We start from the raw sequence: 15,916 nt of genomic DNA on the forward strand, positions 1-15,916 counted from the left end.
GCCCTCGACGCCATCTCCGACTTGAACGCGTTCAAAAACAGGTCTACAGTCATCCCTGTCAGCGTTTTGAACGCGTTCAAGAAGGGGTGGGGCATGGACCGCACGGTCATCGCCTACGTCATCTACCTGCTGGTCAGCATCGCGCTGACCGTCTGGGTGGCCCGCACGCTCAGCCGCAACGGGCGGATCTTCCTCGCCGACGTGCTGAAGGGGAACGAGAAGCTCGCCGAGGCCGTCAACCACCTCCTGGTGGTCGGCTTCTACCTCGTCAACCTCGGCTTCGTCGCCCTCTACCTGAGCGGCGACGAGACGATCGAGGACACCCGGCAGATCTTCGAGGCCCTGTCGACCAAGCTCGGCGTGGTGCTGCTGGTGCTCGGGGTGATGCACCTGGGCAACGTGTACGTCCTCAACAAGATCCGGCGGCGCGGGATGCTGGAGCGGGAGCAGGTGCCGCCGGTCGCGCCGCAGGACTGGGTCGGGGCGTGAGCGAGGTGGGTGCCGCGAAGGCGGACCGGGTCCCGGTCCGCCGGCTCACCGTCCTGTACGACGCCGAGTGCGCGCTCTGCACCTTCCTGCGTGACTGGCTCGTACGGCAGCCGCAGCTCGTACCGCTGGAGCTCGTGCCCGCGGCATCGGAAGCGGCTCGGCGGCGCTTCCCCGGCCTCGACCACGGCGCCACCCTCGACGAGATCACCGTCGTCGGCGATGGGGGCCAGGTCTACCGGTCCGCCGCCGCCTGGATCGTCACCCTGTGGGCGCTGCGCGAGCACCGGCCGCTGGCCCACCGGCTCAGCACTCCGTCGGGGGCGAGGCTCGCCAGAGGGGCGGTCCTCGCGGCGGCGAAGTGGCGGGGCGCGCTGTGGGGCGGGAAGCAGGGGGGCGGGCAGCAGTGGGGCGGGCAGGTGTATCACCGCGCGGACGGGTGGTCGTACGACCCGCGGCAGGGGTGGACGTACAACGCACCGGGCTGCGACGGCGGCTCCTGCGTCACCCCGTAGGCTCTGGTTCCGTGCCTGCGAAGAACGACGGCCCCGACGAGGGCGGCAACCCCAGCAAGTCCGAGCAGACCCGCGCGCTGATCCTGGAGACCGCGATGCGGCTGTTCCAGGAGCGGGGCTACGAGAAGACGACGATGCGGGCCATCGCCCAGGAGGCCGGGGTCTCCGTCGGCAACGCGTACTACTACTTCGCCGGCAAGGAGCACCTGATCCAGGGCTTCTACGACCGGCTCGCCGCCGAGCACCGGGTGGCGATCCGGGACGTCCTGGACCGGGAGACCGATCTGGAGGCGCGGCTCGCGGGCGTCCTGAAGGTGTGGTTGGACATCGCCACGCCGTACCACGAGTTCGCGGTGCAGTTCTTCAAGAACGCCGCCGACCCGGACAGCCCGCTCAGCCCGTTCTCCGAGGAGTCGGAGCACGCGCGCGTGGAGGCCATTTCCGTCCACCGGGAGGTGCTGGCGGGCGCGACGAAGACGAAGGTCCCGGAGGAACTCCGCGACGTCCTGCCCGAGTTGATGTGGCTCTCCCAGATGGGTCTTGTCCTGTACTGGATCTTCGACCGGACGGAAGGGCGGGAGCGGAGCTACCGGCTGGCCGAGCGGGGGGCGCGGCTCACGGCCCGCGGTGTGTCGCTGGCGCGGTTCCGGGTGCTGCGGCCGCTGGTGCGGGAGGTGCACGAGCTGTTCACGGACTTCCTGCCGGGGATGACGAAGGTGCTGCCGCCCCCCGGCAAGTCGTCCTGAGGCCCGGGACGCGGTCAGTTCACCGCGTCCACCTCCCCCTCCGCCAGTTCCACGTCGTACACCAGCGGCCCGTCCGCCACCACGACCTGTGCCGCCCGTGAGCCGTACGATGTCGCGCTCGTCGCCAGCAGATACGTCCCCGGCGCGGGCACCGACACGATGTACGAGCCGTCCGCCAGTGACGTCACCCGGTCCAGTTGGCGCCCGCCCTTCGTCAGCAGCGTCACCGAGGCGCCGTCCACCGGCTCGCCGTCTGCCGAGCGTATGAAGCCGTGGACCGCGGAGGCGGGGCCTTCCCCGGGTCCGGGCTCGGCCTCCTCCCTCGGCTCCACCGCCAGGTGCGGAAGCCGCTTCTCCAGCCAGGCCGGCAGCCACCAGTTGGAGTTGCCGAGCAGGTGCATCGCGGCCGGCACCAGTGCCGTACGGAGGATGAACGCGTCCAGGGCGACAGCGGCGGCCAGGCCTACGCCCGCCATCGCCGCCCCCGAGTCGCCGCTCAGGACGAAGGCCAGGAAGACGCAGACCATGATGAGGGCCGCGGAGTTGATGACCCGGCTGGTCTCCGAGAGGCCGACCCGCACCGCGCGCGCGTTGTCGCGCGTGTGCACCCACTCCTCGTGCATCCGGCTCACCAGGAAGACCTGGTAGTCCATCGAGAGGCCGAAGAGCAGGGACAGCATGATGACCGGCAGGAAGGCGTTGATCGGGCCCTCCTTGCCGAGGCCCAGCAGGTCCAGGCCCCAGCCCCACTGGAAGACCGCGACGAGCACGCCGAACGAGGAGGCCGCGGCGATCAGGTTCATCAGGGCGGCCGTCAGCGGCACCACCAGGGAACGGAAGGCGATCAGCAGGAGCAGGAAGCCGAGGCCGATGATCGTCGCGATGAACAGCGGCAGACGGTCGCCGGTGACGGACGCGAAGTCCTTGGACACCGCCGTCACGCCGCCGACGTGGGCCTCGGCCCCGGCCTTCGGGATCACCTCGTCCCGCAGTGTGTCGATCAGGTCGTCCGTCTCCTTGGACTGCGGTGACGTCTTCGGTACGACCTGGATGACCGTCACTCCCCGCGCGGGCGGCAGGGCGGCGACGCGGGCCACGCCGGGCGTCGACTCGATGCCCTTGACCAGCTGGGCCGTGTCGCCGCCCGCGGTGACCACCTGGAGCGGGCCGTTGAAGCCGGGGCCGAAGCCGTCGGCCAGCAGGTCGTACGCCTTCCTGGTGGTCGACGAGGCGTTGTCGTTGCCCTGGTCGGTGGCGCCGAGGCGGAGCGACAGCACAGGGATGGCGAGGACGGCCATGACGACCAGGGCGAGTGCGGCGATCCTGCGGGGGCGCTTCTCGACGTTCGTCGACCAGCGGGCCGCGAGGCCGCTGGCCCGCTCCGGCTCGGGGCCGTTCGCCGCCAGCTTGCGCCGCTGACGGCGGCTGAGGACGCGCGGGCCCAGGAAGCCGAGCAGGGCCGGGAGCAGGGTGGTGGCGGCCAGGACGCTGAGCACGACCGTCACGGACGTCCCGATGACCACGCCGTCCAGGAAGTGCAGCCGTGTCACCAGCATGCCCGCGAGCGCGATGCAGACCGTGCCGCCCGCGAACAGCACCGCCCGGCCCGAGGTGTTGAGGGCCGTGACCGCCGACTCCTCGGGGTCCAGGCCGCGCAGGATGCCGCGCCGGTGCCGGGTCACGATGAACAGCGCGTAGTCGATGCCGACACCGAGGCCGATCAAGGAGGCGAGCAGCGGGGCGATGTCGGGGATGTCGGTGGTGTGGCTGAGCAACTGGGTGGAGAACAGGCCCATGCCGACGCCGAAGACCGCGATGGCGATCGGCAGCATCATCGCGAAGAACGAGCCGAAGGCCAGGAACAGCACGACGGCCGCGGCGACGATGCCGACCATCTCGGACAGGCCCTGCGGCGGCTGCTGGACGCGCTGGATGGCCTGGCCGCCCAACTCGACGTGCAGGCCGCTCTTCCTGGCGCCCTGCGCGGTGTCCATGACGTTCTGAACGAGGTCCTTGGGCACCTCGTTCGCACGCTTGGCGAAGGTCAGCTGGGCGTACGCGATCTTGCCGTCACGGCTGATCTGCGCGGCGCCCTGCTTGCCGGCGTACGGGCTGGTGACCGCGCCGACGCCCGGCATCTTCGCGATCTTGTCGAGAGCAGGGGTGATCCGGGACCGGACCGCCTGGTCCTGTACCGAGCCCTGGTCGACCTTCCACACCACCGTGTCGGTGTCGCCCGAGGCGTTCGGGAAGGCCTTCTCCATCAGGTCGTACGCGCTCTTGGAGTCCGTGTCCGGGAGGGAGAAGACGTTCGCATAGTTCGTGCCCGCCGTCGAGGCCGAGAAGCCCAGGCCGAACAACGCCCCCACCCACAGCAACAGGACCACCAGCCGGTGCCGATAGCACCACCGTGCCAATGCCGCCACGATCAACGCTCCTTTGCAGGTCTTCGGTTGGTCCCCCAGGTCCTGCGCAACAGGATTGGCGGTGGCACACGCGCGTGGACACGAGATCCCGATGACTCTCAAGGAACTCCAAAGACAGATCCGGTCCCGCTGTCAGTGGCCCGCCCGATACTGGGGGCATGACGACGGCTCCAGGCACCGTGCTGGTGGTGGAGGACGAACCGAGCATCGCGGACGTCCTCGCCATCGCCCTGCGCTACCACCGGTTCGAGGTGATGATCGCGGGCACCGTCCGCGAGGCCCTCGCGCTCGCCGAGCGCACCCGGCCCGACGCGGCGCTGCTCGACGTCATGCTCCCGGACGGGGACGGACGTGCGCTTGGGCGCGAACTGCGCGCCAGGCGGCCCGACCTGGCGCTGGTCTTCCTCACCGCACGGGACTCGCCCGCAGAGATAGTCGGCGCCCTCGGCTTCGGCGACGACTACATCACCAAGCCGTTCAACATCGACGAGGTCGTCGCCCGCATCACCGCGGTGCTGCGCCGCACCCGCACGGCCGACGTCCTGCCGCAGCGGCCCCCGCTGCGCTACGGCGACCTGGAGCTGGACGAGACGACGTACAGCGTCCACCGCGCCGGCCGCACCGTCGAGCTCACCCCCACCGAGTACGCGCTCCTGCGCTTCCTGGTGCGCAACGGCGGCCGGATCGTGCCCAAGGAGCAACTCCTGCGGCATGTCTGGCAGTACGAGCACACACCGCCCGAGTCGACCGTCGTGGAGACCTACATCAGCTATCTGCGCCGCAAGCTGGACGTGCTCGGCCCGCCGATGATCACCACGCGGCGCGGTGTGGGATACGGGCTGGCATGAGGATCCGGTGGCCGCACTGCAAGCGCGGCATCCATTCGCTGCGCGCCAAGCTGACGCTGGCGAACGTCGCGCTGCTGGCCCTCGGCATCGTCGCGGCGACCGCCGTCAGCCTGATGGGCATGCGGTACTACCTGCTGAACCAGGTCGACGCCGAACTGAACAAGACCCGGCAGTCGCTGGGCGGTTCGCTCACGATGGAGCAGATCGACGCGCTGGGCGCCCTGGCGATCGTCCGCGACCGGTTCATGCCGCAGCACGACGAACGGGCCCGGCCGGACTCGATCCTCACCGCCGTGGACGCGCGCGGGAAGCCGGTCTCCCTGGCCCGTTTCGCACCGACGGACACCCAGCGCGCCCTCGCGAGCGCGGTGGACGATCCCCGTGCCCTCGCCACGGCCGCCGACCCGCACGACATCAGGGTGCACGGCGCCCGCTACCGGGCCACCGCGACCCGTCTCGCCGACGGCACGTACATCCTGTTCGCCACCTCCACCGACGCCCTCCACCAGGGCATGTTCAAGGCCCTCAAGCTCGACCTCGCCATCGGCGGCCTGCTGCTCGCACTGCTGGCCTGTCTCACGATGATGAGCGTCAGCCGCCGGATGCGGCCGCTGGAGGACATGGTGGAGACGTCGACGGCGATAGCCGAGGGCGACCTGACCCGGCGCGTGCCCTCCAGCCACCATCCGACCGAGGAGGTCGAACAGCTGCGGCTCGCCCTCAACTCCATGCTCCACCAGGTCGAGTCGGCGTACCGCACGCGCGAGCACAGCGCGGCCCAGCTGCGCCGCTTCGTCGCCGACGCCTCGCACGAGCTGCGCACCCCGTTGTCCGCGATACGGGGCTATCTACAGCTGTACGACAAGGGCATGCTCAGCGATCCGGACGAGCGGAAGCGGGCCTGGGAGCGGGTGCTTGCGGAGACGGACCGCATGGGGCGGCTCGTCGACGAACTGCTCACCCTGGCCCGCCTCGACCAGCAGCCCGAGCTGCGCTTCCGGAACGTCGACGTGAGCCGTCTGGTGCGGGACGCCGCCGAGGACCTGCGGGTGCAGCAGCCGGAGCGGCCGATCAAGGTCGCGGCCGACGGCGCCGTGCTGGTGCACGCCGACGAGTCGGGGCTCAGACAGGTGCTGGGCAACCTGGTGGGCAACGTACGCACGCACACGCCCGCGGACGTGGCGGTGCGGCTGGGTGTGGAGCGGGAGGACGGGGTCGTACGGCTGTGCGTCGCGGACGAGGGTCCGGGGCTCGCCGAACAGGACGCGGCGCGGGTGTTCGACCGCTTCTTCCGGGCGGGCGGCGGCGCGGGCAGCGGACTGGGCCTGGCGATCGTGCAGGGGGTGGTGGAAGCTCATGGCGGGGAGGTGACGGTGGAGACAGCGCCGGGCGAGGGCTTGCAGGTGACGGTCACGCTGCCGTCCCGGGCGGCCGTTCGGCCATGACCACCGGGCGGTGCTCAGGTGTCGACCACGACGAGGGCCCACACCGTCTTGCCGTGGTGCCCTCTGCTCCACACCCCCCACGCCGCCGCGACGGTCTCCACCAGATGCAGGCCCCGGCCGCTCTCGTCCCCCTCGCCGACCAGCCGTAATCGGGGCTCCAGCCGGCCCTCGTCCGAGACCTCTATGAGACAGGAGCCGTCGGCGAGCGCGGTCACCGCCACCTCGAACTCCCGCTCCAGCAGCGGCCCGTGGCGTACCACGTTGGTCGCCAGCTCGGACACCAGCAGTACCGCGTCCGCCAGCGCCGGATCGTCCGGCCCGTGCCCCCAGTCGGCCAGATGGTCCCGCACCCGGCGCCGGGCCAGACCGACGGAGGCCGGATGCCGGGGCAGCCGGAAGGAGTTGCGTCTCAACACGTTTGCTCCTCACCCCGCACACGCCTCCGTCACATGGCCATGCGTCAGGTGAGCGTCCGACGTCACTGGGGCGAATGTCAACGCCGCGAGTCGCGTCAGATCCAGCCCAGGCTCCAGAGCCGGAACACACCGGTGCCGTCGTCGAGATACTGGCTGCCGCCGACGTCCTCGGTGCTGAGGACGTACTCCTTGCCCTGCCACAGCGGGATGACCGGCACGTCATGCGCCACGTCGTGCTGCAGGGTGCTGAAGTCGGAGGCGGCGTCGCCGCGGTCGGCGTACCGCTGGCTGGCCTGGACGAGCTGGTCGACGGCCTTGTTGCTGTAGCCGGTGTTCATGGTTCCCTTGGTGCCGACGAGCGGGGCACCGAAGGTGTCCGGGTCCGGGTAGTCGGCGACCCAGCCGACGGCGTACGCGTCCAGCTTGCCGGTGGCCCAGCGCTTCTGGAAGTCGGACCACTCGTAGCCCTTCAGGGTCACCTTGAACAGGCCGCTCGACTCCAGTTGCTTCTTGATGGTCTCGGCCTCCTGCTCGGCGGCGCCGCGGCCCTTGCCATAGCCGTAGGTGAAGCGGACCGGCGTCGTCACGCCGGCCTCGGTGAGCAGGGTTTTCGCCTTCTTCGCGTCCTGCTTCGGGTAGGCGTCGAAGAACGAGGTGGTGTGGCCGGTGATGCCCGTCGGGATCAGTGAGTACAGCGGGTCGACGGTCCCTTCGTACACCGTGGCGGCCAGCTCCTCGCGGTCGATCAGCCACGCCATGGCCTGCCGGACCCTGGTGTCGTGCAGGGGCGCGTTCGCGCGGGTGTTGAGGTAGAGGTTGCGGGTCTCGGCGCTGTCGGACTCGGCCAGGCGCTGGTTCGGGTCGCTCGCCGAGAGCCCGGACAGGACCTTGGGCGGCAGCTGGCGGGTGGCGACGTCGACCTGCTTCGCGTTCCAGGCCTTGTCGAGGGCGTCCGAGTCGACGTAGTACAGCAGGTCGACGGGCCGGCCCGTCTTCTGGACGGCGCCCCTGTAGTGCGTGTTCGGCGTGAGAGCCGCCTTCTTGCCCTTGGTGTACGCCGTCAGCTCGTACGGTCCGGTGCCGTCGGCGCCGGGGTCGGTGCGCAGGGCCCGCTTGGGGTACTTGTTGCTGTCTACGATCGAGCCTGCCCCGGTGGCCACCTTGAACGGGAAGGTGGCGTCGGGCGAGGACAGATGGAAGGTGACCGTCAGGCCGTCGGCGTCGACCGAGCGAAGCGTGCTCAGCAGCGAGGCCGGGCCGACCTCGGAATTGATCGCCTTGACCCGGTCGAAGGAGTACTTGACGTCCTGGGCGGTCATCGTGCGGCCGCTGGGGAAGGCGAGGCCCGTGCGCAACGTGCAGCGGTAGGTGGTCAGCTGGCTGCCCACGAAGCCGCAGCTTCGGGCCGCGTCGGGCACCGGCGCGGCGCCGCCCGGCTCGAAGGTCAGCAGCGACTGGAAGACGTTGCTGAACAAGGCCCAGGATCCCGCGTCGTAGGCACCGGCCGGGTCGAGCGAGGTGACCTCGTCCGTCGTGCCGACCTCGATGGTCCTGTCGGTGTTCTCCTGCGACGGCAGCAGCTGCCAGCCGCCGACTCCCACGCCCGCCAGTACCAGCAGTGCCGCGAGAATCCGCATGCGAACCGAGCGCATCGGTTGCCCTCCCCGGGCCCGACGGGCCCACCCCACATGCCACTCCCCTAGTGGCGCGGCTCACCTAATCACAGGTTTTTCAGCTGGGGGAAGAGGGATTTTGCGAGTTGAGAAAGCCGTTACCGCAAGGGGTTTCGGGGAGGTTTCACAGCGCTCTCACAGGGTGCGCTGCGCACGGTTTCAGTCAGGCCCGTGTCGACGCCAGTTCGATCACGGTGATGTCCGACGGTGCGCCCACGCGCGTGGGCGGCCCCCAGGCGCCCGCGCCCCGGCTGACGTAGAGCTGTGTGTCTCCGTAGCGCTCCAGGCCCGCGACGGTCGGGTTCGCGGCGGCGGCGATGAAGTTGCCGGGCCAGAGCTGGCCGCCGTGGGTGTGGCCGGAGAGCTGGAGGTCGACGCCGTGCTTGACGGCGTCGTGGATCTGGACCGGTTGGTGGGCGAGGAGCACGCACGCGCGTGCCGTGTCCCGGTCGCCGAGCGCCTTGGTGAAGTCGGGGCCCTGGCCCTCGCTCTCGCCCGCGATGTCGTTGACGCCCGCGAGGTCGAACCAGGGCAGCTCGGTGCGGGCGTTCTCCAGCGGGTGCAGCCCGAGCCGCCGTACCTCCTCGACCCACTGGTGTGCGCCCGAGTAGTACTCGTGGTTGCCGGTGACGAAGTAGGAGGGCGCCTTCAGCTGCGACAGCGGCGCCGCCGCGGGACCCAGGTTCTTCACGCTGCCGTCCACCAGGTCGCCGACGACCGCGACGATGTCGGGCTGGGTGGCGTTGATCGTGTCGACGACCTTCTGCGCGAAGCCCCTGCCGAGCGTCGGGCCCAGGTGGATGTCGCTGACCACGGCGATGCGGTAACCGTGCGCCGCGCGCGGGAGTTTGGCCAGCGGCACGGTGACGCGCTTCACACCGGGGCCGCGCAGGACGCCGTAGGTGCCGTAGCCGACCGTTCCCACGGCGGCCGCCGCCGCGGCTCCTGCGACGACACGGGAGACGAACAGGCGGCGCGACGGCTCCGGGAGCGGTACGGGCTCGGCCTCCGGCGCCTTCGGGGGTACGGATCCCGCCGGAACCGGCTGCGCCTGCGGTACGGTCGCCGCGGCGCGCGCCCGCCGCTCCAACAGACGGCGCAGCAGGGGCCGTACGACCTCACCCGCCACCACGGCCAGCAGCAGATAGATCGACAGCGCGAGCCACAGGAAGCCCGGCCAGGCCAGGACCTGCTGGAGCCAGAAGGGCGCGCCGGCGCGCTCGCCGACGACGGCCCCGACCGCCAGCACCCAGCCACCCGCGATCCCCGCCGCACCCGCGCGGCGCGCGAGTCCCGGGCCCCGGGTCGTGTCGCGGAACAGACGGCGCCACAGGTACCAGTTGCCGGCAACGACAACGCCGAGCGCGAGGAGCGCGAGTACCCCGAAGACGACGACCATCGTGCCGTGACCCCCGTTGCCGGTTCTGCCGTTTGTGTGTATTTGCCGCGGTTATGAGGTCTGGCGCAAAGCGCGCAGTCCGCGCAACCCGATGCCCCCGATGACCGTCCCCAATACGAAGGAGACGACGGCGAGGGTCAGATGCACCCAGAAGTACGCCGTCGGGTGACCGTCGTCGAACGCGAGCCCGCTGCCGTCCTTGATGAGATTTTTAACGAAAGTGACCCAGATGACCCACGACCACACCCCGAAGGCGAGCAGGAACCAGGAGACCGGGCGGCTGAGCTTCATGCGTTCAGTATCGCCGCCGCCTCTTCCGTTCCGTGTCCGGGGTGGGGTGGGAGGCGGGACTTCACGGCCCGTGGCATGTACTTTCTCGTCCGTGTCCGCTCCCAAGAAGACCGTCAGGCGATCCCTGCTGGTCACCTCCGCCGTCCTGTCCTCGATCGCGCTGACCGCGCCCGTCGCCTTCGCGGCCCCGGGTCCCTCGCCGACTCCGACGGCCACTCCGCCGGCGGACATGTCGTCCGTGGGCGGCGCCCGTCTCGGGCAGCCGGGCACACAGGTCGATCTGGGCAGCGGCGCCCCCGTGCTCCCCAAGGACATCACCGCGCGCTCGTGGATCGTCGCCGACGCCGAGTCGGGCGAGGTGCTCGCCGCGCACAACGCGCACTGGCGGCTCCCCCCGGCGAGCACGATGAAGATGCTGTTCGCGGACACCGTGCTGCCGAAGTTCCCGAGGACCCAGGAGCACGAGGTGGCGCCCTCCGACCTGGCGGGCATGGGCGCCGGTTCCAGCACGGTCGGGATAAAGGAGGGCGAGACGTACACGGTGCGCGACCTGTGGCTCGGTGTCTTCCTGCGCTCGGGCAACGACGCGGTGCACGTGCTGTCGGCGATGAACGGTGGCGTCGACACCACCGTCAAGGAGATGAACGAGCACGCCGAGGAGCTCCAGGCCCTCGACACACATGTGGTCACGCCCGACGGGTACGACGCCCCGGGGCAGGTCTCGTCCGCGTACGACCTGACACTGTTCGCCCGCTCCGGGCTGCAGAAGAAGGACTTCCGCGAGTACTGCTCAACGGTGCGCGCGAGCTTCCCCGGCGAGACGAAGGAGAAGAAGGGCAAGTCGGTCCGTGAGTCCTTCGAGATCCAGAACACCAACCGGCTGCTGACCGGCGACTCCGACGTCGGCGTCTACCAGGGCATCGCGGGCGTCAAGAACGGCAACACGACGAACGCGGGCGCGACCTTCACCGGTGTCGCCGAGCGCAACGGCAGGGTGCTGCTCGTCACCGCCATGAACCCGGAGAAGCACGAGCACAACGAGGTCTACAAGGAGACCGCCAAGCTCTTCGACTGGGGTTTCGCGGCGGCCGGGAAGGCACGGCCGGTGGGCGAGCTGGTGGCGCCGAGGAGCGCCGCGCAGTCGGGCGGCCAGTCAGGTGGAAACGCGTCGGCCGGCCAGGCGGGCGGGGCCGCCGGAAAGGCGTCCGGTTCGCCGGTGGCGAGCGCCTCGGCCGCGGGCCGCTCCGGCGGCATGGGGGTCGCCTTCGCCATAAGCGGTGGGGTGCTGGTGCTGCTCGCGGCGGCCGCGTTCCTGGTCAACCGCCGCTGGCCGCTGCCCGATCTGGTACGTCGCCGGTCGTCCCGTCCGTGAGGTCCTCCCCGGCGTCCTGCTGGGCCTGCTCGTCGCCCTGAGCCTGTCCGTCCTGCTCGCTCGGCGTCGCCGTCCACGCGGCGCAGAACAGGACCAGCTTCGCCGTGAAGTTGATCCACAGCAGCAGGGCCACGGGCACGCCGAACGCGCCGTACATGCTCTTCGCGGCCACGCCCTGCATATAACCGCTCAGCAGCGTCTTCAGCAGCTCGAAGCCGACGGCGCCGGTCAGCGCGGCGACGATCAGGCGGCGCCGCCGCGGTTCGACGCCGGGCAGCAGCGTGAGGACGTACAGGAGCAGCAGGAAGTCGGCGAACACGGCGACGGCGAACGCGGCGATGTGCAGCAGGACCCCGCCCCAGCCGCCGTTGTCGATGCCCATCTGCCGGGTGATCCAGCCGACCATCGCGGAGGCGACGGCGGAGGCGGCGAGCGTGACGAGGACGGCGCCGCCGAGACCGACGAGGATGCCCAGGTCCTTGGCCTTGCGCAGGAAGGGGTTCTCCTCCTCGTCGGGCAGCTCCCACACCGCGCGCAGGCACTCGCGCATCGAGCCGGCCCAGCCGATGCCGGTGAACAGCAGGGCGGCGCCCGCGATGAGGCCGATGGTGCCGGCGTTCTGGACCAGGTTCTGGATGTCGAGCTGGTCGGAGATGCCGGGCACCTGCTCGGCGAGCTTGTTCTGCAGGTCGTTCTGCTGTTTCTCGCTGAGCGTGGCCGCGGCGATCGCGGCGGCCACGGTGAGCAGCGGGAACAGCGCGACAAAGCTGGTGAAGGTCATCGCGGCGGCCAGCCTGGTCCACTTCACCCTGTCCAGGCGTTCGAACGACCGCCAGGCGTGCGTGAGCATGAGGCGCGCCAGCAGCGGCCCGACAACGGGGAGCTTCTTCAGCCAGTCCATGATCAGACTCTCCCCCAGGTGTGGAAGACCAATGTGCGAGTACCCCTGAAACGCGGCACAGTGCCGCGCGGCGGCCGGTACGAGCACTGTGAGGGTGCCTCATTTCCATATCGAGCGACATCCCATTAATCACCCATTTCGGGTAGGAGCGTCACGTTTCAATGCTGACCGGTCAGATATGGGCGATACGGTCACCGATATGCCTGCCGACACCGCTCCGGTCACCCTCACCGGCTGGGGCCGCACCGCTCCCACCGCGGCCCGTCTGATCCGCCCACGGTCGTACGAGGAGGCCGTGGCCGCCGTCCGGGGCTGCGGGGTCCGCGGAGGCATCCCCAGGGGCCTGGGACGGGCGTACGGGGACGCGGCGCAGAACGCCGGCGGTGCGGTGCTCGACATGACGGGCGTGGACCGCATCCATGCGATCGACGCCGGCGGCGGCACCGTGCTGTGCGACGCGGGCGTCTCCCTGCACCGGCTGATGGAGGTGCTGCTGCCGCTGGGCTGGTTCGTGCCGGTGACGCCCGGCACGCGCCATGTGACGGTCGGCGGCGCGATCGGCGCGGACATCCACGGCGGGAACCACCACGTCTCCGGCTCCTTCTCCCGGCACGTCCTGTCGCTGGAACTCCTCACCGCCGACGGCGGGATCCGCACCGTGAGCCGCGGCACGCCCCTGTTCGACGCCACCACCGGCGGCATGGGCCTGACCGGCGTGATCCTCACGGCCACCATCCGGCTCCTGCCGGTCGAGACCTCCCTGATGTCGGTGGACACGCAGCGCGCCAAGGACCTCGACGACCTGCTGGCGCGCCTGACGGCCACCGACCACCGGCACCGCTACTCGGTGGCGTGGATCGACCTGCTGGCCCGCGGCGCGGCGACGGGACGCGCGGTCCTCACCCACGCCGACCACGCCCCGCTCGACGCGCTGCCCGCACGCGCGCGCAGAGCGCCACTGGCGTTCCGCACCGCGCAGTTCCCGCCGGTCCCCGCCCACCTCCCTCAGAACGTGCTCGGCCGCACCACCGTGGGCCTCTTCAACGAGCTCCGATACCGGACGGCGCCACGCGCGCGTACCGGCCGACTGCAGCGGATCTCCACCTTCTTCCACCCCCTGGACGGCGTGCCGCACTGGAACCGCCTCTACGGCCGCGGCGGCTTCGTGCGGTACCAGTTCGTCGTCGGACGGGGCCAGGAGGACGCCCTGCGCCGGATCGTGCGACGCATCTCCTTGCAGCGCTGCCCGTCCCTCCCGGCCGTCCTCAAGCGCTTCGGGGAGGCCGCTCCGGGATGGCTCTCGTTCCCCGTGCCCGGCTGGACGCTCGCCCTGGACCTCCCCGCGGGTCTGCCCGGCCTCGCCGCCTTCCTCGACGAACTCGACGAGGAGGTCGCCACCGCCGGCGGCCGCGTCTGCCTCGCCAAGGACTCCCGCCTGCGCCCCGACCTCCTCGCCGCGATGTACCCGCGCCTCGACGACTTCCGGACCCTGCGCACGGAACTCGACCCGCGCGCGGTGTTCACGTCCGATCTCTCCCGCCGTCTCGCCCTCTGACGATGCGCTGCGTCGGCCGGGGTCCGGGGCCGGCCCCCGGAAGAGGCACATCCGATGCGTCCCGCCGTCTCGCCCTCCGGGCACTCAGGAGGTGCCGTTCGGGCGGGCTCGGCGTCGCGGGCCATGGAACGCACTCCCCCGCTGCCTTGAGGGCGCGGGACACCCCGCGGCGTTGTCGTGACTCGCCGACGGTCCGCATCAGACCCCGCTCGGGTCGGACAGGACGCACCCGTTCCTCACAGCCGACCTGATCCCAACAACACCCCCTAGGAGCTGCTGTCGTGAAGGACGCCCTCGGCCTCCCCCAGTCCCTGCTCGTCCTCGGCGGTACGTCCGAGATCGCGCTCGCCACGGCCCGCCGTCTCATCGCGCGCCGCACCCGCACGGTGTGGCTCGCGGGACGCCCCTCGCCCGCCCTGGAGCAGGCCGCGGAGCAACTGCGCGGTCACGGTGCCGACGTGCACACCGTCGCCTTCGACGCGCTCGACACCGACTCCCACGAGACCGCCCTCGGCAAGGTCTTCGCGGAGAGCGACGTCGACATGGTGCTGCTCGCCTTCGGGATCCTCGGCGACCAGGCGCGCGACGAGCGCGAACCGGCCTGGGCGGTGCGCGTCGCACAGACCAACTACACCGGCGCTGTGTCGGCGGCCCTGGTGAGCGCACGCGCGCTGCAGACGCAGGGCCACGGCTCGCTGGTGGTGCTCTCCTCGGTCGCCGGCGAGCGGGCCCGCCGCAGCGACTTCATCTACGGCTCCAGCAAGGCCGGCCTGGACGTCTTCACACAGGGCCTGGGCGACGCGCTGTACGGCACGGGCGTGCACGTCATGGTCGTGCGCCCCGGGTTCGTACGGTCGAAGATGACCGCCGACCTGGAGGAAACACCGCTCGCGACGACCCCGGAGGCGGTGGCGACGGCCGTCGAACTGGGGCTGCGGCGGCGCTCGGAAACGGTGTGGGTGCCCGGCACGCTGCGCGTGGTGATGGCGGCCCTGCGGCACGTGCCGCGCGGGGTGTTCCGCCGACTGCCCCTGTAGTCACAGGCCCCGCGGCTACCGGGTCGGCAGCGAACCGCACTGCACGTGCCCGGCCTGCGGCAGCGCCCGGAAACGGTGTGGTACCCGGCACGCTGCACATGGTGATGGCAACCCTGCGGCACGTGCCACGCGCGGTGATCCGCCGACTGCCCCTGTAATCACAGGCCCCGCGGCTACCGGGTCGGCAGCGAACCGCGCTGCACGTGCCCGGCCTGCGGCGGCACCACCAGGCCGCCGAAGGCGTACTCCCGCAGCTTGCGCCAGACGCCGTCCGCGCCCTGCTCGTAGAGGGCGAAGCCGGTGCACGGCCAGTCGGCCTCGTAGTCGGCGAGCTCCTCGAAGGCGCGGTCCATCGCCTCGTCGTCGATGCCGTGCGCCACCGTGACATGTGGGTGGTACGGGAACTGCAGTTCGCGCGGGACCGGGCCGGAGGGATCGCGGAGCTGCTTCTGCAGCTGGGTGCAGGCCTCCACGCCCTCGGCGATCCGCACGTAGACGACGGGTGACAGGGGCCGGAACGTACCGGTGCCGGACAGCCGCATCGGGAACGGCCGGCCGGTCGCGGCGACCTCGGCCAGGTGCGCCTCGACCGCCGACAGATCGCTGCTGTCGACCTCGGTCGGCGGCAGCAGGGTGACATGCGTGGGGATGCCGTGAGCAGCGGCGTCGCCGAAGCCCGCGCGCAGCTGTTGGAGCAGGCTGCCGTAAGGCTCCGGGACCGCGATCGACACGCCGATCGTTACGGTCCCCACGTCGTCTCCTGTCGTCGTGACGGATTTGTTCTGGGCCGTCGGCTATCGACTGTA

At 70.8% G+C, this 15,916-nt stretch carries 15 protein-coding genes; 8 read left to right on the plus strand and 7 right to left on the minus strand.

Going from position 1 to position 15,916, the window contains the following annotated elements; genetic code table 11:
- The first annotated feature begins 93 nt into the window (after positions 1-93).
- From ACWDAG_RS25205 to ACWDAG_RS25215, 3 genes are read left to right on the plus strand one after another with little or no spacing between them, the layout of a single operon-like run.
- Complete coding sequence (locus tag ACWDAG_RS25205; RefSeq protein WP_450697824.1) at positions 94-489, plus strand: hypothetical protein; 396 nt, start codon at positions 94-96, stop codon at positions 487-489.
- On the plus strand, positions 486-1,001 hold the full coding sequence (locus ACWDAG_RS25210; protein WP_450697825.1) for a thiol-disulfide oxidoreductase DCC family protein: 516 nt from the start codon (positions 486-488) through the stop codon (positions 999-1,001). The genes ACWDAG_RS25205 and ACWDAG_RS25210 overlap by 4 nt, the downstream gene beginning before the upstream one ends.
- Before the next feature lie 11 nt (positions 1,002-1,012).
- Positions 1,013-1,747 (plus strand): TetR family transcriptional regulator, encoded by a 735-nt coding sequence (locus tag ACWDAG_RS25215; protein WP_450697826.1) that lies wholly within the window; start codon positions 1,013-1,015, stop codon positions 1,745-1,747.
- Between the two features lie 14 nt (positions 1,748-1,761).
- On the opposite strand, the gene ACWDAG_RS25220 is transcribed toward ACWDAG_RS25215, so the two are convergent.
- Complete coding sequence (locus tag ACWDAG_RS25220) at positions 1,762-4,164, minus strand: MMPL family transporter (protein ID WP_450697935.1); 2,403 nt, start codon at positions 4,162-4,164, stop codon at positions 1,762-1,764.
- A gap of 167 nt (positions 4,165-4,331) precedes the next feature.
- On the opposite strand from ACWDAG_RS25220, the gene ACWDAG_RS25225 reads away from it, so the two are divergent.
- Complete coding sequence (locus ACWDAG_RS25225) at positions 4,332-5,021, plus strand: response regulator transcription factor (protein WP_450697827.1); 690 nt, start codon at positions 4,332-4,334, stop codon at positions 5,019-5,021.
- The gene (locus ACWDAG_RS25230) at positions 5,018-6,466 is read left to right on the plus strand and encodes a sensor histidine kinase (protein WP_450697828.1); all 1,449 of its coding nucleotides are present in this window, start codon (positions 5,018-5,020) and stop codon (positions 6,464-6,466) included. Before ACWDAG_RS25225 ends, ACWDAG_RS25230 begins: the two co-directional genes overlap by 4 nt.
- A gap of 14 nt (positions 6,467-6,480) precedes the next feature.
- On the opposite strand, the gene ACWDAG_RS25235 is transcribed toward ACWDAG_RS25230, so the two are convergent.
- The 4 genes from ACWDAG_RS25235 to ACWDAG_RS25250 all read right to left on the minus strand — a co-directional run bounded on the left by ACWDAG_RS25235 (position 6,481) and on the right by ACWDAG_RS25250 (position 10,245).
- A complete protein-coding gene (locus ACWDAG_RS25235; protein WP_450697829.1) occupies positions 6,481-6,882 on the minus strand; it encodes an ATP-binding protein in 402 nt (133 codons plus the stop codon).
- A gap of 95 nt (positions 6,883-6,977) precedes the next feature.
- Positions 6,978-8,534, minus strand: coding sequence for an ABC transporter substrate-binding protein (locus ACWDAG_RS25240; protein WP_450697830.1), 1,557 nt, complete (start codon positions 8,532-8,534; stop codon positions 6,978-6,980).
- A gap of 184 nt (positions 8,535-8,718) precedes the next feature.
- A complete protein-coding gene (locus ACWDAG_RS25245) occupies positions 8,719-9,954 on the minus strand; it encodes a metallophosphoesterase (protein ID WP_450697831.1) in 1,236 nt (411 codons plus the stop codon).
- Positions 9,955-10,005: 51 nt separating this feature from the next.
- On the minus strand, positions 10,006-10,245 hold the full coding sequence (locus ACWDAG_RS25250) for an SCO4848 family membrane protein (protein ID WP_390666038.1): 240 nt from the start codon (positions 10,243-10,245) through the stop codon (positions 10,006-10,008).
- Between the two features lie 91 nt (positions 10,246-10,336).
- Here ACWDAG_RS25250 and ACWDAG_RS25255 point away from each other — a divergent pair, with 91 nt between their 5' ends.
- Positions 10,337-11,617: a D-alanyl-D-alanine carboxypeptidase family protein gene (locus tag ACWDAG_RS25255; RefSeq protein WP_450697832.1), complete on the plus strand. Its 1,281-nt coding sequence runs from the start codon at positions 10,337-10,339 to the stop codon at positions 11,615-11,617.
- Here the strand turns inward: ACWDAG_RS25255 and ACWDAG_RS25260 are convergent.
- Complete coding sequence (locus tag ACWDAG_RS25260; protein ID WP_450697833.1) at positions 11,562-12,518, minus strand: YihY/virulence factor BrkB family protein; 957 nt, start codon at positions 12,516-12,518, stop codon at positions 11,562-11,564. The two genes, ACWDAG_RS25255 and ACWDAG_RS25260, sit on opposite strands and share 56 nt — an antisense overlap.
- Before the next feature lie 199 nt (positions 12,519-12,717).
- Here ACWDAG_RS25260 and ACWDAG_RS25265 point away from each other — a divergent pair, with 199 nt between their 5' ends.
- Both ACWDAG_RS25265 and ACWDAG_RS25270 read left to right on the plus strand, forming a co-directional pair.
- Positions 12,718-14,073 (plus strand): FAD-binding protein, encoded by a 1,356-nt coding sequence (locus ACWDAG_RS25265; RefSeq protein WP_450697834.1) that lies wholly within the window; start codon positions 12,718-12,720, stop codon positions 14,071-14,073.
- Positions 14,074-14,354: 281 nt separating this feature from the next.
- Positions 14,355-15,110, plus strand: a complete 756-nt coding sequence (locus ACWDAG_RS25270; RefSeq protein WP_450697835.1) for a decaprenylphospho-beta-D-erythro-pentofuranosid-2-ulose 2-reductase — start codon at positions 14,355-14,357, stop codon at positions 15,108-15,110.
- A gap of 173 nt (positions 15,111-15,283) precedes the next feature.
- Here ACWDAG_RS25270 and ACWDAG_RS25275 read toward each other — a convergent pair whose 3' ends face one another.
- The gene (locus ACWDAG_RS25275; protein WP_450697836.1) at positions 15,284-15,862 is read right to left on the minus strand and encodes a 2'-5' RNA ligase family protein; all 579 of its coding nucleotides are present in this window, start codon (positions 15,860-15,862) and stop codon (positions 15,284-15,286) included.
- Between the last annotated feature and the right edge of the window lie 54 nt (positions 15,863-15,916).

It is taken from the genome of Streptomyces sp. NPDC001157, from assembly GCF_053598255.1.